This window comes from Jeotgalibacillus proteolyticus (assembly GCF_050107735.1).
GTDB lineage: Bacteria > Bacillota > Bacilli > Bacillales > Jeotgalibacillaceae > Jeotgalibacillus > Jeotgalibacillus proteolyticus_A.
On record NZ_JBNILO010000003.1, the window covers coordinates 271390 to 293846 of the forward strand.

Genomic DNA, 22457 nt, shown 5'->3' on the forward strand with positions numbered 1-22457 from the left:
GAAGATTTAGCCGGCCTCTTATCATCATCTAATTTATTACATCAGTTAATTCATCATTTGTAAACTAAAAGCCATATCAGCCCCGTTTATCCACCGGTACATATTCCTGCATTCCAGGTCCGATATAATCAGCACGAGGGCGGATTAGACGGTTGTTTGAATATTGCTCCAAAATATGCGCCAGCCAGCCGGAGACACGGCTTACAGCAAAAATTGGCGTAAACAGATCATGATCGATGCCCAGGCTGTGGTACACAGAAGCCGAATAAAAATCAACATTTGGCGGAAGCTCTTTTTCCGATGTTACGACTTCCTCCACTTTAATTGACATCTCGTACCATTTTGATTCTCCACTTAATTCCGTAAGTTTTTTAGACATTTCTCTTAAGTGTTTGGCGCGGGGATCTCCCTGCCTGTATACACGATGACCGAAGCCCATAATTTTTTCTTTGTTTTCAAGCTTTTTACGAACAATTGCTTCTGCATTTTCAACAGAATCGATCTCTGTGAGCATTTTCATGACCTGCTCATTCGCTCCTCCGTGAAGGGGACCCTTTAAAGCTCCAATGGCTGCAGTGACGCCTGAATATACATCTGACAGCGTGGCCACACAGACACGCGCTGTAAAGGTGGAAGCATTCAGTTCATGATCCGCATGTAAAACTAGCGCTTTGTTCATCGCTTCTTCCTGAATGTCAGCTGGTTCTTCACCTGTAAGCATGTACATAAAATTAGCTGCAAAGCTCAAATCAGCTTTAGGCGCAATGGGTTCCTTGCCTTGGCGAATACGGGAAAAAGCAGTTACGATTGAGGACATTTTAGCCTGCAGACGAATCGCTTTCCGGTAGTTTGCATCGTCTTCCATGACGTCCGCTTCTTCATCAAAAAGACCAAGCGAAGAAACAGCCGTACGAAGAGCCGCCATAGGATGTACAGATTTTACCGGCATAGCCTTTAGCTGTGCTATAACTTCTTCTGGAAGGGACATATTATCAGCGAGCTGTTTTTTTAGTTCAGTCAGTTCACTTTCAGTTGGAAGGCGAAGATGCCATAACAAGTAAATGACTTCTTCAAAGCTTGCATTTTCTGTAAGGTCATCGATATTGTACCCAACATATGTAAGTGTGTCATCAATAATCGAACTGATGGATGACGTCGTAGCCACTATACCCTCTAAACCTCTTGTTGCAGTCATACCAATCTCTCCTTTTGAAATGTATTTTAGCCCCTATTTAGCTTATGTACAGGCATAAACAAGGAAGATTCATCCTGGTTCACCGGCCTGAATAAACGAACCTGAGCGCATGCTCATTTTTCGGCCAATAAATAACCTTTTTTCAACAAAAAGTAACAAAGGATGCGCTTTCATCCTTCATTATAATCAATAATCAGAACTTTGTGAATGAAAACGCATAAATTTACGATTTTATTTTCCAATAAACTATGAAATTTGACTAATCCACTCATAGATTCTCATGGCAAAATACGCGATGCCGGCACCAATCAGCGGACCAACCGCAATCCCTTTAAACAGCGCTATTGCAAGGATTGTTCCCAGTACAAGAGCGACTGTGATATGAGGATCATTTTCAAGCAGGGAGATGCCCCCTTTGGCAATCAATGCCACTAAAATACCGGAAGCAAGAGCAATCCAGGCGTAGGGAGATTTTACTGCGTCTGTCAGTTCTTTAAAACCAATTGCCCCGCTGGCGATCGGAGCAAGAACGGCAATCGTTATAATTGTAACGCCCCAGTTAATTCCTTTGGATTGAATCACCTCGAAAATTTTCTGGTCGGCTCCAATTACTTTAATAACCAGCAATAAAGCCACAGCAAAAATAAGTGAATTGTTTTTAGCCAGCACAGCAATACCAAGAAGCAACAGTAAAAAAAGTAATGCCTGATTCATTTTCAAGACAGCTCCTATTCTAAACATTAATTTTCCCCATTGTTCATACACATAAACAAACAACCTTTCAGAAATGTTGGTGTGCGTATGAACCAGTCTGCTGTATCCACCAGAATCCTATGGACAGCCGCCGCAATGATGAGCCTGGCTGCCGTCTTCATTTTAGCCTATACTTATATGCTCCCGGTACTTGCAGGCGCAGTAATTGCTTTTATTTTGTATTATCCTGCTAAATGGCTTACCGCCAGCTGCAGAATTCCATTTTCATTAAGTATTATTATAACCATTCTCGCTTTTTGCAGTTTAATAGCAGGACTGATCGCAGTATTCGGATTTTTGTTCTGGCATGACATCGTCCGCTTTATTGAACAAATTCCCGGATTATTTTCAGAGCTCAGCACTGCAATTGAACAAAGCATTTCTTATATACTCCCGATGATCGCAAAAGCTGAAGCTTTTCTTTTATCTAAGGGTGTAATTGAAGAAACATCAGGGGATGACGTTATTCATTCACTGAAAGATCAGGCAGTCGTACTCATTCAAAACTTTGGAGAAATTCTATTTATTGAGCTGTCCCGCTTCTTATCTTCTCTCCCCGGGATCGCTGTTGGAGGAGTAATTGCTTTAATTTCTGCTTATTTTTTTATAAAAGAAGCATCCGCCTTAAAGAAAGTGCTGAAACCCTTTTTCGGTTCGGCTTTGTCTGTGCATATCTCTTCTTTGATAAAGGCGGTAAAGTTTTACACCTGGTCATACGTTCAGGCTCAGATGCTCCTCACTGCTATTACAGCTGTGATTGTCCTATGCGGGTTGTTAATTTTAGATGTAAAAGGCGCTCCAGCCATCGCCCTTACTTCGGCTTTACTGGATCTTATCCCTATCGTTGGGACAAGCCTGCTTTTCATTCCGTGGGTTTTTTACTGCTGGGTAAGCGGGGACATGCAGCTGATGATCGGTTTATTGATTACACAGACAGTCATTTCCCTTTCAAGGCAGGTGCTCGAACCAAAAATCATCGGACAAACCTTAGGCATTCATCCTTTCATTACATTTTTGATCATATATATTTCATTTCAAAGTGTAGGCGTAATGGGTGTGCTTTTTTCACCTCTCATACTTCTGACAGTCAGCACATTGATAAAAGCAGGTACAATCAGGCTGATTTGGATTTACATAAAAAAAGGAACGATCCTTTAAACGGGATCATTCCTTATCGTTTTATTCAGCCCTTTATCTATAAATAATCATATTCCCTTTACTCATTCTTTTACGGAACCATTTATAAATAAGTGGTTTAAATCGGTTGCGCGTCTGAGGAATGAGAAGCAAAAAGCCTGTAATATCCGTCAAAAAGCCCGGTGTCAGCAAAAGTACACCGCCAATTAATATGCAGACTCCATCCAAAATGATCTCACTGGGCGGCTGCTGAATGCCCATTTGATTTTGAACATTTTTAATCGCCTGCAGGCCTTTTGATTTTGCTAAATAAGCACCCAAAACTCCTGTTGCTAAGATCAGCAAAAAGGTCGGAATGACCCCAATCAAATTGCCTACCGAAAGAAGAATGGCAATCTCTGCTGCAGGTACCACAATAATTAAAAGCATGATCCATCTCAATAGCGGATCCTCCTTATATAGAAAACTTAACCCGATTATAGCATATACGCATAAAGGGCGATAGAAAGAAGCATTGGACTAGAGAGTATATGAATAAAAGGAGAACCTTAGTCCGAATCAATGGAAGTACAAAATGAATATAGCTGCATAAACGTTCATCATGCGACTTAACTGCCTACTTTAAAGTATAAACAAGAGGCTGGACACTTATTGTGCCCAGCCTCTCTTGAAAATTCCTGTTACTTTCTTTTACAGTACGCTTGCATGGCCATTGTAAACAACACCGCGCTCAGCATCTACTGTTACTACCTGACCTTCCTGGAAAAGAGATGTCGCATTGTCGACGCCTACAATGACAGGCAAACCGAGGTTTAGTCCCACTACTGCTGCGTGGCTTGTAAGACCGCCTTCTTCCACGATAAGCGCTGAACATTTTTCAAGTGCAGGCACCATATCTTTATCAGTCCCGATTGTTACAAGCACAGAGCCTTCTTTCACTTTTTCAAGCGCTTCTGAAGCATTTGATGCGATCACCGCACGGCCATAACCGGATCTGCGCCCGATTCCCTGACCTTTTGCCAATACATCTCCAACGATGTGAATTTTCATGAGGTTGGTTGTACCTGACTCGCCAACTGGAACACCAGCAGTAATTACAACAAGATCACCGTGTTTTACACATCCGCTGTTCAGGCTCTCTGAAACAGCCATATCCAGCATTTCATCCGTTGTAGAGGTCTGTCTTCCTACCTGCGGATAAACACCCCACACAAGCGCAAGACGGCGTGACACAGCCGAATCTGCTGTAACTGCTACAATTGTTGCTTCAGGACGGTATTTTGAAATCATTCGTGCTGTATGCCCGCTTTCAGTTGGAGCAATAATAGCGTTCACTTCTAAATTTAATGCGGTATGCGCTACAGCCTGTCCGATGGCATCTGTCATATTTGGTTCAAAACGCTTGCTGCGGTTGGACAGAATTGTTTTATAATCAAGTGCTGTTTCCGCTCTGGAAGCAATATCATTCATTGTTTTAACCGATTCTACAGGATAATCACCAGCTGCAGTTTCACCTGACAGCATGATTGCATCTGTTCCATCGAAGATAGCATTTGCAACGTCACTTGCTTCTGCCCGGGTTGGACGCGGATTACGCTGCATGGAATCAAGCATTTGCGTAGCTGTAATAACAGGCTTGCCTACTGCGTTGCATTTTTTAATCAAGTCTTTTTGAACTAGAGGCACTTCTTCAGCAGGAATTTCAACTCCCAAATCTCCGCGTGCCACCATAAGGCCGTCTGACACTTCAAGGATTTCCCCGATATTGTCTACGCCTTCCTGGTTTTCAATCTTAGGAATAATATTGATCGCTGCAGCTCCATTTTTTTCAAGCAGCTCACGAATTTCCAGCACATCTGACGCACGGCGGACGAAAGAAGCAGCAATAAAGTCTACTTTTTGTTCCACTCCAAACAATATATCCTGTGCATCTTTATCCGTAATGCCCGGCAGCTGAACAGATACGCCCGGTACATTTACGCCTTTTTTGTTTTTCAGGGTTCCGCTGTTTAAAATCTTCGTTGTAAGCTCTCGTGAATCACGATCGATTGACAAAACTTCCAACCCGATTAAACCGTCATCCAAAAGAATTTTAGACCCCACTTCCACGTCCTCAACAAGGCGGTCATACGTAATGGAGAACTTTTCTTCAGTCCCTACCATTTCATTCATGGAGACAATGATCTGATTGCCTGCTTCTAAATGAATTGCGCCGTTTTCCATCGTGTTTGTACGGATTTCAGGTCCTTTTGTATCAAGTAGGATCCCTACGCTTTTTCCAAGCTTTGAAGCAGCTTCGCGGATATTTTTAATTCTCGCTCCATGCTCTTCAAAATCACCGTGTGAAAAATTGAGGCGTGCTACATTCATGCCCGCTTCCATTAATTGCGTCAGTTTTTCAATGCTTTCACTTGCAGGACCAATTGTACATACAATCTTAGTTTTTCTCATATTCGTTTAGTACCTCCCAATAGTTCTTTTATTGTTTCTATCAGATGATTAAATCGACAGTTCCTGTGATAAGCGATACAAGTCCATATCTGCTTTGCGTTCCATTTTCAGTGCTTCGATGATGTCGTAGTCCACCAATGCATTTTTCTCAATGCCCACTGCGCGTCCGCCTTTGTTTTCCATAAGCAGTTCAACCGCGCGTGCGCCAAGACGGCTTGCAAGTACACGGTCTGAAACCGTCGGAGAACCTCCGCGCTGCATATGCCCAAGAACGGATACACGCGTTTCAAGAGAAATTTTCTCCTTGAGTTTCTGTGCCAGTTCATTTCCTGACATAACTCCCTCTGCTACTATAATAATACTGTGCTTTTTACCGCGGGCATGTCCTTTTAATATCCGTTCAGCAATATTATCCAAATCATGAGGATCTTCAGGAATCAAAATTGTTTCTGCACCGCCGGATAAACCAGCCCAAAGTGCTATGTCACCTGCATTTCGTCCCATCACTTCAATAATAAATGTACGTTCATGCGAGGTGGCAGTATCTCTAATCTTGTCAATCGCATCAATAACGGTGTTCACTGCGGTATCAAAGCCAATTGTAAAATCCGTTCCAGGAATATCATTATCAATCGTTCCAGGAACTCCAACACAAGGGTAGCCATGTTCTGTGAGGGCTTTCGCTCCCATATAAGAGCCGTCTCCACCGATCACAACTAATCCCTCAATTCCGAATTTTTCCAGCTGCTCAATACCTTTTTTCTGGCCTTCAACCGTTTTAAACTCTTCACATCGCGCAGAATAGAGCTTTGTTCCTCCCCGATGGATGATATCTCCCACTGAACCTAGTTCAAGCTTTTCAATATTTCCGGAAATCAATCCCTGATAGCCCTGGTAGACTCCATATACCTCCAGACCATGGAAGATCGCTTTACGTACTACTGCCCGAACAGCAGGGTTCATTCCCGGGGAATCTCCTCCGCTGGTCAATACACCGATTCTTTTCATTCTATCATTCCCACCTTTTGGAAAAATTAGTAAATATATGTTAAGAACTTCACACATGGAAAACCTATTTTGAGTGAAGTTGAGTATACAAGTGATCTTTCTCCCCATTAAAAATACCATGAAGACGAAGGGTTCTCAATATCTAGACTGCATGTTCAAAAATAGACGAAATAATCGTTCTAATGTAAACGCTTCACTCTAACCAAAGTTCATTTTTTAGACATAATTCTACAGATTCCGAGCAAATTTTTAACTCTGGAAGGTTTTCACCGCCCAAATTCTGCTAATCAGTTTTATTTTAAAGGAACCCTTTGCCTGAATGAGTAAAAAATCTCTTTTTAAAGCTGCAGGGTTTTGAATCACACTGTACAAAAAGCAGACGTGTACTGAATTCAGTACACGTCTACTATTCCCTAAAGGATTTCGCTCAAAACAGAATGCGATCCAATCTTTTGAAATTTTTCATGACGGTGTGCAATAAGTTCTTCGCCAGAAAGAGAAGATAGTGCCTTCAGAGACGCCTGAAGCACTTCGTCTATTTTTTCCGCCTGTTTTTTTGCATCATGGTGAGCCCCGCCCCTAACTTCAGAAACAATTTCATCAATTATCCCCATATCCTTTAAATCCGGAGCGGTTATTTTCATGGATTCAGCAGCTTTTTTTGCCAAAGACGCATCTTTCCATAGAATAGAGGCTGCCCCTTCAGGAGAGATCACCGAGTAAGTGGAGTTTTCAAGCATATGCAAATGATTTCCTATCCCTAGCGCTAAAGCACCGCCGCTTCCGCCTTCTCCAATGACTATACATATGACCGGTACGGTTAACCCTGCCATTTCAAATAGATTGCGTGCAATCGCTTCGCTTTGGCCGCGTTCCTCAGCAGCCTTTCCCGGGTAGGCTCCCTTTGTATCAATAAAACAAATTATAGGACGGTTAAATTTCTCTGCCTGTTTCATTAAACGCAATGCCTTACGATACCCTTCAGGATGCGGCATTCCAAAGTTTCGTTTAATATTATCCTTCGTTCCTTTTCCTCTTTGGTGTCCGATAACGGTCACGGGCTTTCCTTTGTAAAAAGCGATTCCGCCAACGATCGCATGATCATCGCCATATAGCCGGTCACCATGAAGTTCAATAAACTGTTCAAACAGTTCATCAATGTAATCAAGCGTTGTCGGCCTTTCAGGGTGACGGGCAATTTGAACACGATCCCATGGTTTTATATTCATATAAGTGTCTTCTTCCAATTTTTCAAGACGGGTTTCAAGCTTTTCAATTTCTGAAGATAAGTCGACATCAGAATTAACCGTAAATGTTTTAAGTTCATTAATTTTTTCTCTTAACTGAACAAGCGGTTTCTCAAATTCAAGTTCATTTACCACGCTGATACCCCCTGCTCATGGATTGCGAGAACCGTTGTCAGTGTATCTCTTAAATCCGTCCTCGGAACAACAGCATCAAGCTGTCCGTGTTCAAGCAAAAACTCTGCAGTTTGAAAGTCCTCCGGCAGCTTTTCGCGGATTGTCTGCTCAATAATTCTTCTGCCGGCAAAACCAATTAAGGCGCCTGGCTCTGCAAAGTTATAATCGCCCAGTGATGCAAAGCTTGCCGATACCCCTCCTGTTGTAGGGTGTGTCATCACCGAGATAATCAATCCGCCTGCTGCACTGTATTTCTTTAACGCCGTGCTTGTTTTCGCCATTTGCATCAACGAAAGCACGCCTTCCTGCATGCGGGCTCCTCCGCTTGCTGTAAAAATAATAAAAGGTACAGACATTTCTTCAGCAAGCGCAATGGCTCTGGATATCTTTTCTCCAACTACAGATCCCATGCTGCCCATCCGAAAATTGGAATCCATAATCGCAAGGACAACTTTATGCCGGTTGATTTCCGCACTGCCGGTCACAATCGCTTCGTTTAAACCGGTTTTTTTACGGTCCTTCTCCATTTTTTCCATATAATCCGGAAAATCAAGGGAATTTTGCGAAGTCATCTCCTGATTGATCTCGAGAAATGTGTCTGCATCAATTAAGCTGCTGATTCTTTCGGCAGCTGTCATAGTGTGGTGGTAACCACAGTGCAGGCAGACTTTAGCATTTTTTTTCACTTCTTTTGTATACATAATCTTTTTACACTTTGGACATTTCGTCATGATTCCTTCCGGAACGTCGTGTTTAGCATTCTCCGGCGGAATCGTAGCATATTTTTTCTTTTTCGGTTTGTTTGATTTTGTGAATATATCTTTAAGCAAGGTACATCCTCCCCCATGTGAATATTTATCTAATTGCTGATTGCTCTTTAACTCAACCACATGAAATGCATGTTTACTTTGCTCTTTGCAAGGTTACAGGCTCAGTACAAAATGTCCGTATGATCGTCATATCTTGTGAAAGCATTGCCTTTTTAACAGTGTAAATAAGCTCTTTATCAAGAGCAGCAGACTCCTTGCTCGACATTCGGTCAAAGTCATATAAGACCAGCCAGACTTTGTAAGCAAGACGATTTCCTGAAGATTCGAAAAGCGAGGACTTGAAGTGGTTAATGGTTGTAATCTCTCCATTTTGATAACCAGCCATGATTGACTCAAACAACCAATTTAATGTGGAGGCGTCATTTTGCAGCAGGCGGTTCATACTGCCCATCTCAATCCATATCTTCATTTCCAGTACATCTTTTTCTGCTTGTCCATTCTGAAGAATAAACATTCCAAGAAGCTCGACCAGGTGATGATCTCTAAAATCCCGTAAAAACGTTCCTTCTCCTTGCCTAGTTTCAATTAAACCAAGAAGCTCCAGTGCACGGAACGCTTCTCTCACTGAAGAACGCCCCACGCTCAGACGTTCAGATAATTCTCTCTCTGAGGGAAGACGGTCTCCAGCAGACAAACGGTCACGCTGAATCATTTCTTTTAACTTATGAACAACGGATAAATAGACTTTTAATTGAGCAGTAGATTTAGTCACTGCAGATCATCATTCTGATTTTCCAATTAAAGATAGCCGTTCAGTCTTCAGCCTGATTTCTTCGGGATCCATTTTCTTTCTGGCTACCCCTGTTTCCATAGCTGCCGTTGCTACAGCTGCTGCAACAGCAGGGGCCACTCTCGGATCAAATGGTGCAGGAATCACATAATTAGCATTCAGCTCTTCTGGAGAAATCAACGAAGCAATGGCCTCTACTGCAGCACGTTTCATCTTCTCATTTATATGAGTTGCACGCACATCTAATGCTCCCCTGAAAATCCCTGGAAAAGCCAGTACATTATTAACCTGATTAGGATAATCGGAACGGCCGGTCCCGATCACTTTTGCTCCGGCTGTTTTCGCCAGTTCAGGCATAATTTCCGGAACAGGGTTCGCCATAGCAAAAATAATGGCTTCGTCGTTCATTGTACGAACCATTTCTTCAGTTAATGCACCAGCAACCGAAACCCCTATAAAGACATCTGCACCTTGGATGGCATCTTGAAGAGAGCCATCAACCCTGCTTCGGTTTGTGATTTTTGCCACGCCTTGCTTGACTGCATTCATTCCATATGGACGTCCTTCATAGACAGCGCCTTTCGAGTCGCACATGATAATATCTCGTACTCCATAGCTGTATAAAAGGTTTATAATGGCTATTCCGGCAGCCCCGGCACCATTCATTACGACTTTGATGTTCGATAATTCCCGGTTTGTTATTTTTAGGGCGTTAAGCAGGCCTGCTACAGTCACAATGGCCGTGCCATGCTGATCATCGTGAAATATTGGAATATTGGTTTCTTTTTTCAAGCGTTCTTCAATTTCAAAACATCTCGGAGCTGCAATGTCCTCAAGATTCACGCCGCCAAAAGTAGGTTCAAGCAGCTTTACTGTCTCTACGATTTTATCAATATCTGTTGTATTGAGGCAGATCGGAAAAGCATCTACGCCAGCGAAGCTTTTAAATAAAACGGCCTTTCCCTCCATTACAGGCAGCGCCGCTTCAGGTCCGATATTGCCGAGCCCAAGCACTGCAGTCCCATCTGATACTACCGCTACCATATTCCCTTTCATCGTATAATCATATACGGTTTCAGGTTTATCATAAATTTCTTTACATGGCTCAGCCACTCCTGGAGAATATGCGAGGCTCAGATCTTCCGCATTTCTGACAGATACTTTCGATTTTGACTCCAATTTCCCTTGATTCACTCTGTGCATATGTAAGGCTTCGTCGCGTAATGACAAGGTAATTCACTCCCTGATCGGGGGATTCCCCCTATTTTTTACAATTGGTCAGACCACATAATTCTCTAAACCACTATATCAAAAACCACTTTAAAATTGCAATTGATTCTTTAAATAGGAGAAGAGGTTACCGCAGCACTGAGGCTTGCATGTAAGCGCTCCGGGGTATTCGACAATCAAAAAAGCATCTAGATAAAAGTAGAGAGCCTGGGACAAACTGTCTCAAGCTCTTCGACTGGTTCATTGCATTTTTAGCCAAGGTCCTCCGCAGGAAGTGAGATGAAACTTTCCTGCACCTTGCCCTGATATCCTGCTGGAGTGGCTATTCTCTCAACTACCCTTATATTTTAGATTAATAGTGCTTAATTAGGACAGCCTTTGCAGATTTATGAGATGATGAATTTTTACCTTCGTTTAGTCAATAAACTGAGAAAACAGCAGGAATGGTTTATTGAATTATTACATTCGTTTCACCCAAAAGCTCCTTCAGCTGTTTAATAACATCGTCATGCAGATTTATCCATTCATTTTGCTGCAGTTGAATCGTCCGCTTTGTTTCTTCTATATGAATAATAACCGGTGAATTTCCTCGGTGCCGGCTGCAAAGATTTCGAACCAGATCCAGCAGGGATGATCCATTAAGCTGGGAAGGGATTCGCAAAAACAGTTTTTGTGTTTCTGTTTCGCTCTTCCAGTCTTCCGCCCGTTTCACTTCCTGTAAAATAATCTGCAGCTTACCATTTCGCTCCTCAGCCTTCCCTTTTGCAATCACCACAATTCCCTGCTTTAGAAGGGAGGCTGCATGCCGGTAAGTGTCCGGAAAAGCTACAGCATCTGCATCGCCGGTGGCATCACTTAAAACCAGAAATGCCATCGCCTCTCCTTTTTTTGTGCGGATCATACGAATGTCTGTAATCAGCGCACCGACTAAAAAGGTTTTAGAGCTTCTATTGATTTCGTCAATTGACAGAGCCCCTAGCTTATTTAGCCTGGATTGAATAGAAGAAACAGGATGAGCAGATAAATATAAACCCAGTACTTCTTTTTCAAATTGAAGTTTGTCCTCTGCAGGCATGGGAGATTTTTCAATGTATTTTGGAGAGATTGAAAATTCGTCTTCAAATAACCCGCCGTCTTCACTTTTCATCAAAGATGCATGTTCAATCGCCACATCGATGGAAGCAAGCATTGTAGATCGGTCCTTATCAAATTCATCAAAAGCCCCTGAAAAAACGAGGGATTCAAGTATTTTACGATTGACTGATTTTGACGGCATTCTCACGCAAAAATCAAATAAGTCTTTATACGGCTTCTGCTCTCTAGTTTGAACTAAATCGATTGCCGCTCCTTTACCTATTCCTTTTATTGCAGATATACTAAAGCGGATCCCTTCCTTTTCAACGGCAAAGTATCGCTGGCTTTTTTGAACCGATGGGGGCAGAACTGGAATCTTCAGTCTCTCACATTCCCGTATATAAAGACGCAATTTATCTTCATTACCTGTCACAGAGGTCATGAGCGAAGCCATAAAGTGAGTAGGGTAGTGCGCTTTTAAGTAAGCAAGCTGATACCCTATAAGGCTGTATGCGACAGCATGGCTTTTATTAAAGCCGTAATTGGCAAATTGGACAATCAGATCGTATATTTGCTGCGCTGTCTGCTCATCATATCCTCTGCCAGTAGATCCCATAACAAACCGCTCTCTCTCCCGATCCAGGTCTTCTTTCTTTTTTTTACTCACTGCCCGCCTCAGCATATCTGCCTGACCTAAACTAAAGCCGGCCATTTCAGCAGCAATCTGCATAATCTGCTCCTGATACACAATAATTCCATAGGTTGGAGCAAGGATTCTGGTCAAATCGGGATGTGCATAGCGCACGGGTTCCTCCTTATGTTTTCTTTTAATGAAGGAAGGAATATGATCCATAGGACCGGGCCGGTATAATGCATTTACCGCCACTATGTCATTGAAAGAGGACGGTTTCAATGAACGGAGTACATTTTTCATCCCATCAGATTCAAGCTGGAAGATGCCCACTGTCCATCCTTTACTCAGCAAATCAAATGTAGGCTGGTCTTTGGTTGGAATGTCTTCCAGTCGGAACTGCTTATTTTCTTTTTGTACGATGGATTGAGTAATTTTTTCGAGTAAAGTTAAATTTCTAAGGCCTAAAAAATCCATCTTTAACAAACCGATATCTTCAAGAAGGTCCATTGGCCACTGTGTTAAGTGGACATACTCCTGGCCGTGCTGGAGCGGAACAATATCCGCAAGAGGTCTGTCGCTGATTACAACGCCAGCTGCATGTGTGGAGGTATGCCGTGGAAGACCTTCAAGTTTTTTTGCAGATTCAAACCACTGCTGATGTCTGCTGGACTGATCAGCAAACTGACGAAGCGAAGCAGACTCCTCGTAGGCTTCATGAAGAACAATGCCCAATCGGGACGGAATAGATTTTGAAATGACCTCCATTTCTCCCGATGTAAATCCAAAAACACGTGCAGTATCTCTTGCGACGGCTTTTGCAGACAATGTACCAAATGTGCTAATTTGAGCGACGTGTTTAGAACCATATTTTTCTGCCACATATTGAATGACTTCGTCCCGGCGGTGATCGGGAAAATCAATATCAATATCCGGCATGGTAATCCGTTCAGGATTCAAAAATCGTTCAAACAGCAAATCATGCTCAATCGGATCCACATGCGTGATAAAAAGGGCATACGCCACCAATGAACCGGCAGCAGATCCTCGCCCCGGCCCGGTTAAAATCTTATTTTCTCTTGCGAATTTCATAAAGTCCCATACGATAAGAAAGTAATCATTAAATGACATCCGGTCGATCACAGAAAGCTCATACGCAAGACGTTTTTCATAAACAGGGGAAGCGGCCTTTCGTTTTTTTAAGCCCTCCATGCAAAGATGTGACAATACTTCTTTTGCTGTGACATCATTTGGAACGGGGTAACGAGGTAAATAAGACTGGGAAAAATCAATTTTTATATTGCACCGCTCTGCAATCTCTATGGTATGCTCAAGAGCCTCAGGCAGATCAGAGAAAAGCTCTTTCATTTGGTTCTTCATTGTGAAAGCATAATTTCCTTCAAGCTTTGACTCTTCTATTTTAAGACCATCCCGGATCGCCGTGATCACTTGGTAGCTGAATGCATCTTCCTTTTCTAGGTAACGGACGTCAGCTGCTGCTGCTAAAGGGATTTCAAGCTTCTTTCCCAGAACAGCAAGCTCCTCTATTACCTGCTGGTCCTTAGCAAGACCGTGGTCCTGAACGGAAAAAAAGAATGAGTCTTCACCAAAGATACCACGGTACGTCTGGGCTCTTTGTGCTGCTTTTTCAAAATTCTTTTCTAAAAGAAAGGTTTCTATTTCTCCTTCAGACCCAGGCGTCAGGGCAATTAACCCTGCTGAATAGGACGACAGCCATTTGAGAGGAATGCCTCTTTCATGGCCTGTCTGCAGCACACTAGATATTTTAATTAAATGCTGATATCCGGTTTGATTTTCAGCAAGGAGTACTAGTGGATATGCCCGTTCATCTTCCTCAATCCAGATATCAGCGGTTAACCCTATGATCGGTTTTATGTTTTCCTTTATGCACTCCCTGTAAAAAGGCACAGTTCCGTACATAACATTGCGATCTGTCAACGCTATGGCTGAAGCCCTGTCAGATTTTGCTTTTTGAATCAAAGCAGAAAGCGTAATGGGACTGGACAGGAGATCAAAGGAACTCGTGACTTGCAAGTGAACAAACGGCATCCTGCTTACCTCCTATCATTCTTCGTTCTTGCAGATTCCCTGAAGCTTTTGAATAATCTCATCTGATTCATTCCAGTTTCTTATCGAAGCTCCTGCTGCAAGAGGATGTCCTCCCCCTCCGTACTCTTTGGCCAGTCCATTAATAACCGGTCCTTTTGAGCGAAATCTGACGCGGATTTCCGATTCTTCCTCAATAAAGAACACCCAGGCTTTAATTCCTTTTACGCTTCCAAGCGTGCTGACAAGAAGTGATGCCTCAGAAGGGGTAGCATCATACTCCTGCAAAAGGGGCTGCGTCATTTTTATATAAGCTGCACCATTCTCATTCATCGAAAAATTTTGCAGGACATAGCCTTGCAGCTTCAACTGATGAGCCTCCATTTCATAAAGAGCATTAAAAATAGCACTGCGGTCAAAATCAAATTGAATTAATTCGCCTGCAAATTGAAATGTTTTTTGTGTAGCGTTTGGAAAAAGAAATCTTCCTGTATCTCCAACAATCCCTGCAAACAAAAGACGGGCAGCTTCATTATTCATCTGCCATCCTGAGGTTTTCCCTTCAAGATACAGCTCATAGATCATCTCACTGGCAGAGCTTGCGGAAGTGTCTACCCAGAGATAGTCGCCATAAGGGTCTTCGTTAGGGTGGTGATCAATTTTTATCAATTCCGCTCCAAGTTTATAGCGGGCGTCATCAATCCGCTCCTGGTTTGCCGTATCACATACAATAACGAGTGAGTCCTTATATAAATCGTCAGGCACTGTGTCGAGCCTGCGTAAAAACGATAAAGATTTTTCTTCCTGTCCTACTGTGTAAACGTTTTTCTCAGGGAAGGAAGCAGAGATTAGTTCAGCCAGACCGCCCTGGGATCCGTATGCATCCGGGTCGGGACGCACGTGTCTGTGAATGATGATCGATTGATAGTTTTTTATCGTATCGAGAATTTGTTTTTTCATTATGAATCATTCCTTTCAGGATCAAAAGTGGATTTTCATGTTTATTGCCGCTACAATATGGGAAGATCAAGTTTTTGGAGGTTATTGCATGCCGATTTTAGTATTTATTATCATTTTATCTGCTGTTGCATATTTGTACTTTAAAACGAAGCAAATACGCTCTCCCCGTCCTGTGGAAAAACAGTGGCAGGCCAGCCGTGCAGGCATCGCGCTTGGGCTGGGAATGGGCGCTTTTGGAATAAACCAGCTTTTTCTATTTGACTTTGAATTCTCAACCGACCTGATCCTCACCTATGTAATTGCCGCAGCATTCATCTTAATAGGCTTTGGCAGTGCCTGGATGCGTTACAAAGCATACAAGCATCTTACTCCATTTTTAGAAAAAGAAGATGCACAGTGGAAAAAGTATGAAAATGAAAACGTCTGAAGGTTCATGTAACAGCGTTATAAGCAGCCGTCACATGCTGCTTAATCTCAAACCGGCTCACTGAGCCGGTTTGAGTGCTTTAGCGATCCAAAAGCTGACACATCATCATGGCTTTCCCCACTAAATTTCCTTCACTGAATACCTCCACGTCCACTTTTCCAAATTTTCGTCCTACATCAAGCAGCCTCGGCTGAATTTCAATCAAGTTATCCAGCTGAACAGGTTTAATAAAATAGATTGTAATATTTTCTATAACAAGGTCGCTTCGTTTAAATTCCTTCAGTGTACGATTTGCAGCTTCCGTTACAAGAGAGGTGAACACACCGTAGGAAATGGCGCCAAGCTGATTGGTCATTTGCGGAGTTACCCGAAATTGATAGGGCCTTTCAGCATCTTTATCCACTCTCAGCTCTTTGAAGACAATGTCGTCGATGGTATCTCCAATTTGAGGCTGTCTTTGAATCATTTGCAAGGCTTTTAATACATCCTGGCGGCTGATGACCCCTCCTAAGTGGTCATGATCATCGACAACCGGAAGAAGTTCAATTCCTTCCCAGATCATGATGTGGGCAGCAGAAGCTACGCTCGTCTTCACTCTCACTGTTAATGGGGATTTTGTCATCACCCGGTCAATTGATTCCTCACTGTCTTTTCCGAGAATATCCTTTGAGGTAACCATGCCCACGACTTTCATCGTTTGCGGATCCACCACAGGAAATCTGCTGTGACGGGTTTTTTCATTTAAAGCTGACCAGTGGGATACTTTATCCTTTGAAGTTAAAAAGTGCGCACTGTCAAATGGAATTAAAATATCTTCAACAAGAGCAATTTCTTTTTTAATCAGCTGATCGTAAATCGCCCGATTAATCATCGCGGCAACTGTGAATGTATCATATGAAGTTGAAATTACCGGCAGTTCGAGCTCGTTGGCCAGTTTTTTTGTCGATTCATCCGCATCAAATCCTCCGGTAATCAACACTGCTGCTCCTGCCTCAAGTGCCAATTCATGAGCCCTTGTCCGATTCCCTACAATAAGCAGATTGCCCGCTTCCGTATACCGCATCATCGCTTCAAGCTTCATTGCACCGATCACAAATTTATTTAATGTTTTATGTAAGCCGGCTCTGCCTCCGACAACTTGTCCGTCTATAATGTTCACGACTTCAGCAAATGTCAGGCGTTCGAAGTTTTCTTTTATTTTTTTCTCAATTCGAATCGTGCCCACTCGCTCGATCGTACTTACTAGACCCTGATTTTCCGCTTCCTTAATCGCCCTGTATGCAGTTCCCTCACTCACATCAAGCTGCTTGGCGACCTGACGCACAGAAATTTTATTCCCTACAGGCAGAGAATCAAGATGTGCTAATATTTGTTCATGCTTTGTAGCCACAGGCTGTCCCTCTCTTTCAATCCGATCATGTATTCGCCTTTTTATTATACTCATTATGAGGCCTTTGGTTCAAACAAAGCAAAATTAAAACAAAAAGAGCTTGGGACAAAAATGTCTCAAGCTCTTTGAGCGGTTTGCTGCGCTTCAGGCGGACGCTTTACGCAGGGACGGTTGCTTGAGCCTCTCCGGCCCTTACCCTGTATAGTCTCAAGCCCCCGTCAAATCCTGCAGGGAGTCGCCACCTTCCGCTCCTCTCTCCTCTTACTATTATTCGATAGTATCGCCCGCATGCATTACTCTTCCCTGCCCCTCCGGTAAAAGCTGCACGAATTTCTCCGGATCCTGTTTAATTGGTGGAAACGTGTTGTAATGAATAGGCACGACTGTTTTAGCATTCAGAAGACTAGCGGCATAAGCTGCATCCTCCGGCCCCATCGTGAAATTGTCGCCTATCGGAAGAAACGCGAGATCAATTTGATTGCGATCTCCAATTAATTTCATGTCTCCAAATAATCCGGTATCTCCGGCATGATAAATGGTTTTGCCTTCCACCGTCAGCAAAACACCCGCGGGCATGCCTGTATAAATAATCTGCTTATCCTCCGTACTGTAGGAGGAACCATGAAAGGCCTGCGTAAGCTTCACTCTGCCAAACTCAAAGTCATATCCCCCGCCAATATGCATGGGATGTGTATTCAATCCCTGCCATTCAAGATACGTGGCAAGTTCAAACGGTGCGATAACCAAAGCATCACTTTGCTTAGCAATTTCAACCGTGTCCCCCACATGATCATTGTGTCCGTGAGTTAGAATAATGACGTCGGGCTTTTCATTTTCAACCTTCAAATCTGTCAGTTCATTTCCGTTTATAAAAGGGTCAAATAAAATAGTGGTTCCATTTGTTTCCACTTTCACAATGGAATGACCGTGATAAGAGATTTTCATAGAGTAATTCCTCCTTAGCAGTAGTAGCATTCTATTTGACCCATTCCCTCTCTGTTTTAACTGAAAACCTGTTTGATTGTCATTCACTTCTCTTCTACCGAATCAAATTACATTACTCCAGCTGCAGGAAGCTTTATAATTTTCAAAAGTATGCTACGATTTAATTTAAAGTGTGGAGCTTCTAATGCAGCAATACGCATGATATGAACAGGAGGAATGAGCTTTGAAAGAAAAAATAGAACAGATTCAACAATATTTATCTGACCACTCGCTAGATGCGGCGTTTTTAACTTCAACCGAAAACGTTTGCTACACTACAGGCTTCAGAAGCAACCCTCATGAAAGATGGCTTGCTGTATTCATTCCAGCAACCGGAGAAAGCACGTTAATCTGCCCTGGGATGGAGGAAGCAGAAGCGCGCCATGCAGGCTGGGAACACCATATAATCGGATACAGTGATACGGAAAACCCGATCCAATTACTTCATACATATCTTCAAGGCCAAAATATTCATGTGGCTTCACTTGCTGTTGAAACCAGCCATTTGACCCTCGAACGGCTGCGTCAGCTAGAAGAGGTGTTTGACACTTTCAAGGTGCATTCAATCGATCAGGAGCTTAATAATCTCCGCGTTATTAAGTCCTCAGAAGAAACGGACCTTCTGCGCAAAGCGGCTGAACTGGCTGATTTTGCCATAGAGACCGCATGCAGTGAGCTGGCAGAAGGAAAAACAGAGCTTGAAATCCTTGCTGCAATTGAATTTGAGTTAAAACGAAAAGGCATAACAGAAATGTCATTTTCCACAATGGTTCTCACTGGGAAAAACGCTGCTTCTCCTCATGGCACTCCAGGGCTGAACAAAATAAAGAAAGGCGATCTTGTCCTATTTGATCTTGGAGTGGTTTATCAAGGCTACTGCTCCGATATTACGAGAACGGTTGCTTTTGGGGAGCCTTCTAAGGAACAAATCAAAATCTATGAAGCCGTTCTTGCAGCGGAGCTTAAAGCGCTGGAAATGGTTAAGCCGGGGGTAAAAGCAAGCGATCTTGATTTGGCTGCAAGGAAGGTTATTGAAGATGCAGGCTATGGGGACTTCTTTCCTCACCGTTTGGGACACGGTCTTGGTTTAAACGTGCATGAATATCCTTCCATTACATCTGATAGCGACTTTATTCTTACAGAAGGCATGACGTTTACGATTGAACCTGGCATTTATGTCCCGAGCGTTGCGGGAGTCCGGATTGAAGACGATGTACTAGTTACAAAAAACGGGTATGAAACACTGACTAAATTTCCTAAAACACTTCAATATTACTAAAGGCTTTTTGGCTATATGCGGCAAAAAAAGAATGTATTCCTGACTGAGCAGTCAAGAGTACATTCTTTTTCAATGCAGTTTGACACCATTAATGAAGTGCCTGCCAAAAAAGTTTGCAGACCTTTAATTTCACAGCCTGCACACTTATTTTAGTTGGCTTTTACTGGAATCAGCAATTCCCGGGCGCTGGCATAGTCCAGCCCATGAGCTTCCGCTACAGCACTATAAGTTACAAAGCCGTTCGCACAATTAATTCCTTTCAACAAAGCTTCATTATCGAGGCAGGCTTGCTTATAACCTTTGTTAGCAATTTGAACCGCATAAGGCACGGTCACATTTGTCAGTGCGATTGTAGAAGTCCGGGGAACAGCTCCCGGCATATTGGCGACTGCATAATGGACAACATCGTGTTTCGTGTACGTTGGTGCGTCATGAGTCGTAATCCGGTCAGTCGTTTCAAAAATCCCACCCTGGTCAATCGCAATATCCACCACTACGGACCCCGGCTTCATCGTTTTGATCATTTCTTCTGTTACGAGCTTTGGCGCTTTGGCACCGGGTATTAATACAGCTCCAATCACAAGGTCTGATTCTGCAATTGTTTCTGCAATATTTAACGGATTGGACATAAGCGTTGTGACGTCTTTGCCGAACAAATCGTCAAGCTGGCGCAGGCGATCCGGGCTTAAATCAAGAATCGTGACATCCGCCCCCAGTCCCACTGCCATTTTAGCAGCATTTGTTCCTGCTACGCCTCCTCCAATAATGGTAACTTTTCCTCTCGCTACTCCAGGAACGCCTCCAAGAAGAATTCCCATTCCACCATGGATCTTCTCAAGGAATTGTGCGCCAATTTGGGTCGCCATTCTTCCTGCTACTTCGCTCATAGGCGTCAGCAGAGGCAGCGATCCATTCGAAAGCTGAACCGTTTCATAGGCTATAGCGACAACTTTATTATCAATTAAAGCCTTTGTAAGCTCCGGCTCAGGAGCAAGGTGAAGGTATGTAAATAGGATAAGACCCTCTTTAAAGTAGGAATACTCACTTGAAATAGGCTCTTTTACTTTTATCACCATATCAAAAGACCATGCTTCCTGTGCTGTTGCAGCAATTTTCCCCCCGGCTGCAATATAATCCTCATTTGTAAATCCCGAACCGGTGCCGGCATCGTGCTCAACAAACACTTCATGTCCCTGGATCACTAAATGATGAACACCGGATGGCGTAATTGCTACACGATTTTCATTATTCTTAATTTCTTTAGGAATCCCAATACGCATATAAAGCCCCTCCATTTATCTAAATCCTCATCTGTCCGCAAAACACCGGCTTTTAAGGATTCAGGACGGTGTTAGGCACTACCATTTTAACAAATGAAATGAATGATGTCTCAATTTATTTTCGTTATTAGAATAAACTATTTTTTCTAATTATTGATCATTGCTTTATTATTTATGTAGTATGCTAAACTTGAACAAAAACATGTACGCTTACAAAGAAATGGAGATCCGCATGCAGAAAATCTATAAACAGCCCAGGATTGAAATTGAACGCTTTGGTCTTGAGGCCATTCCAATTGAACAAAAACAAACAAATTGGTTTGAATACGCCGGTATTCAGTTGGCTTTTTCAGTAAATACAGGAAATGTGCTGGTTCCTGCTCTCGCTGTCCTAACAGGAGGACTATCGGTTGGATGGGCAATTGCTTCAACAATCCTGGGGGCTGCTGCCGCTTTTTTACTTGTCTCTCTCCTGTCTTTGCCAGGAGCTCGGTATGGTCTTCCTGCACAATTTGTTATCAGAACAATGATTGGCACAAAACTCTCAAGATATTTCGCTTCTCCTATACGGTCGTTAACTTCCCTTTACTGGTTTAGTGTCCAGACAATCGGGGGATCGGTTGTGTTTATTTCGCTGCTGACTCCCCTTACAGGTGTCTCCATCCCTCTTTGGCTCCTCGCTCCCATTCTGGCAGCAGGAATGGCTTTTTTAGCTTTAATTGGATTTGATGCAGTGAAGAAGGCAGCAAAATGGTTTTTGCCTCTTTTGTTTTTAGGGCAGGCAGCGATGATCTATCTTATTCTAACTTACAGCTTTTCTGCTTCTGCCTCCATTATGGAAACAGGGTCATTTCAAATGAGCTCTTTTTTCTTTTTCTCAAGCCTGGCATTTGTTCAATATGTATCAGGAGTCAGTGCATCTTCAGACATGACACGATATGCTGCGTCGCCAGGGCAGGCTTTTTGGGGTGTACTCGCGGGAAATGTATCCGGCTTTATTATTACTGCTTTTCTTGGCGCATTTTACGCCGCTGCACTCGGTTCACTTAATCCGTTTGCAGCTGCAGGGGAACTTACAGACTCCTATCTGCTTCTTTTACTAATCGCGACTGGTGCACTCGTCTCCATGATCTCGATTAATTTGAGCAACGCATATACTGGCGGGTACAGTCTTTTAAATGCTTTTCCCGTACTTGGACGGGTTAAAAGCGCTGTAATCTTTGGAGCAGCCGCAACCGCATTAAGTCTTTTCCCCGTTATTGTAGAACAGGCAGAGCAGTTCATTTCTCTCCTGGGTGCTGCGGTGATCCCGCTGTCATCCATCATTGTATTTGATTTTATATTTATAAAGAAAACTAGAATTCTGGATGGGGACCTAATTTTATTATCGGCAGGAAAAAATCTTGTTAACGCTGAAGCATTGCAAACTGCCATTATTTTTATACCTATTTATCTGCTGGTCCCTTCTTCTTTATCCCCCGGCTTTATCGTCTTTGTACTTGCCGGAATCACTTATACTGCTATGAAATTTATAAAGGGTAAAAGCCGTTAAAGAAAAATCAAATTGTTTTGAAATATTCAATAATTGGTAAAGATATTCAGGCCGTCAG

The 22457-nt window shown here is 42.9% G+C and carries 18 protein-coding genes; 4 read left to right on the top strand and 14 right to left on the bottom strand.

All coding sequences use genetic code 11. The features are described from left to right. Positions 1–76: 76 nt before the first annotated feature. On the bottom strand, positions 77–1195 hold the full coding sequence (gene citZ / locus ACQCT8_RS06650; RefSeq protein WP_426869599.1) for a citrate synthase: 1119 nt from the start codon (positions 1193–1195) through the stop codon (positions 77–79). Positions 1196–1441: 246 nt separating this feature from the next. Beyond that, positions 1442–1909 carry a DUF441 domain-containing protein gene (locus ACQCT8_RS06655; RefSeq protein WP_426869601.1) on the bottom strand — a complete coding sequence of 156 codons (468 nt, stop codon included), beginning with the start codon at positions 1907–1909 and terminating at the stop codon, positions 1442–1444. A gap of 87 nt (positions 1910–1996) precedes the next feature. On the opposite strand from ACQCT8_RS06655, the gene ACQCT8_RS06660 reads away from it, so the two are divergent. Continuing rightward, positions 1997–3106 carry an AI-2E family transporter gene (locus ACQCT8_RS06660; RefSeq protein WP_426869603.1) on the top strand — a complete coding sequence of 370 codons (1110 nt, stop codon included), beginning with the start codon at positions 1997–1999 and terminating at the stop codon, positions 3104–3106. A 33-nt stretch (positions 3107–3139) separates the two neighbouring features. Here ACQCT8_RS06660 and ACQCT8_RS06665 read toward each other — a convergent pair whose 3' ends face one another. The 9 genes from ACQCT8_RS06665 to ACQCT8_RS06705 all read right to left on the bottom strand — a co-directional run bounded on the left by ACQCT8_RS06665 (position 3140) and on the right by ACQCT8_RS06705 (position 15487). Further along, on the bottom strand, positions 3140–3526 hold the full coding sequence (locus tag ACQCT8_RS06665) for an FxsA family protein (RefSeq protein WP_426869605.1): 387 nt from the start codon (positions 3524–3526) through the stop codon (positions 3140–3142). A 249-nt stretch (positions 3527–3775) separates the two neighbouring features. Further along, positions 3776–5536 (bottom strand): pyruvate kinase, encoded by a 1761-nt coding sequence (pyk, locus tag ACQCT8_RS06670; RefSeq protein ID WP_426869607.1) that lies wholly within the window; start codon positions 5534–5536, stop codon positions 3776–3778. Between the two features lie 48 nt (positions 5537–5584). Then, positions 5585–6544, bottom strand: coding sequence for a 6-phosphofructokinase (gene pfkA, locus ACQCT8_RS06675; RefSeq protein WP_278239731.1), 960 nt, complete (start codon positions 6542–6544; stop codon positions 5585–5587). A 413-nt stretch (positions 6545–6957) separates the two neighbouring features. Beyond that, positions 6958–7926: an acetyl-CoA carboxylase carboxyl transferase subunit alpha gene (accA, locus tag ACQCT8_RS06680; protein ID WP_426869609.1), complete on the bottom strand. Its 969-nt coding sequence runs from the start codon at positions 7924–7926 to the stop codon at positions 6958–6960. Next, positions 7920–8795: an acetyl-CoA carboxylase, carboxyltransferase subunit beta gene (gene accD, locus ACQCT8_RS06685; protein ID WP_426869611.1), complete on the bottom strand. Its 876-nt coding sequence runs from the start codon at positions 8793–8795 to the stop codon at positions 7920–7922. Before accD ends, accA begins: the two co-directional genes overlap by 7 nt. Before the next feature lie 73 nt (positions 8796–8868). Then, positions 8869–9447, bottom strand: coding sequence for a FadR/GntR family transcriptional regulator (locus ACQCT8_RS06690; RefSeq protein WP_426869872.1), 579 nt, complete (start codon positions 9445–9447; stop codon positions 8869–8871). A gap of 69 nt (positions 9448–9516) precedes the next feature. Beyond that, a complete protein-coding gene (locus tag ACQCT8_RS06695) occupies positions 9517–10755 on the bottom strand; it encodes an NAD(P)-dependent malic enzyme (protein ID WP_278239735.1) in 1239 nt (412 codons plus the stop codon). 448 nt (positions 10756–11203) lie between these two features. Then, the gene (dnaE, locus tag ACQCT8_RS06700) at positions 11204–14530 is read right to left on the bottom strand and encodes a DNA polymerase III subunit alpha (protein ID WP_426869613.1); all 3327 of its coding nucleotides are present in this window, start codon (positions 14528–14530) and stop codon (positions 11204–11206) included. A 15-nt stretch (positions 14531–14545) separates the two neighbouring features. Continuing rightward, positions 14546–15487 carry a DHH family phosphoesterase gene (locus tag ACQCT8_RS06705; RefSeq protein WP_426869615.1) on the bottom strand — a complete coding sequence of 314 codons (942 nt, stop codon included), beginning with the start codon at positions 15485–15487 and terminating at the stop codon, positions 14546–14548. A gap of 88 nt (positions 15488–15575) precedes the next feature. On the opposite strand from ACQCT8_RS06705, the gene ACQCT8_RS06710 reads away from it, so the two are divergent. Beyond that, positions 15576–15914, top strand: a complete 339-nt coding sequence (locus ACQCT8_RS06710; RefSeq protein WP_426869617.1) for a YtpI family protein — start codon at positions 15576–15578, stop codon at positions 15912–15914. A 79-nt stretch (positions 15915–15993) separates the two neighbouring features. Here ACQCT8_RS06710 and ACQCT8_RS06715 read toward each other — a convergent pair whose 3' ends face one another. Both ACQCT8_RS06715 and ACQCT8_RS06720 read right to left on the bottom strand, forming a co-directional pair. Continuing rightward, positions 15994–17304, bottom strand: coding sequence for a DRTGG domain-containing protein (locus tag ACQCT8_RS06715; protein ID WP_426869619.1), 1311 nt, complete (start codon positions 17302–17304; stop codon positions 15994–15996). A gap of 267 nt (positions 17305–17571) precedes the next feature. Then, positions 17572–18249 carry a metal-dependent hydrolase gene (locus ACQCT8_RS06720; protein WP_426869621.1) on the bottom strand — a complete coding sequence of 226 codons (678 nt, stop codon included), beginning with the start codon at positions 18247–18249 and terminating at the stop codon, positions 17572–17574. 223 nt (positions 18250–18472) lie between these two features. Between ACQCT8_RS06720 and ACQCT8_RS06725 the strand changes: the two genes are divergently transcribed. Next, positions 18473–19567 (top strand): M24 family metallopeptidase, encoded by a 1095-nt coding sequence (locus ACQCT8_RS06725; protein WP_426869623.1) that lies wholly within the window; start codon positions 18473–18475, stop codon positions 19565–19567. A 149-nt stretch (positions 19568–19716) separates the two neighbouring features. On the opposite strand, the gene ald is transcribed toward ACQCT8_RS06725, so the two are convergent. Further along, positions 19717–20847 carry an alanine dehydrogenase gene (ald, locus tag ACQCT8_RS06730; protein ID WP_426869625.1) on the bottom strand — a complete coding sequence of 377 codons (1131 nt, stop codon included), beginning with the start codon at positions 20845–20847 and terminating at the stop codon, positions 19717–19719. Between the two features lie 232 nt (positions 20848–21079). On the opposite strand from ald, the gene ACQCT8_RS06735 reads away from it, so the two are divergent. Beyond that, positions 21080–22399, top strand: coding sequence for a purine-cytosine permease family protein (locus ACQCT8_RS06735; RefSeq protein WP_426869627.1), 1320 nt, complete (start codon positions 21080–21082; stop codon positions 22397–22399). Positions 22400–22457 lie beyond the last annotated feature (58 nt).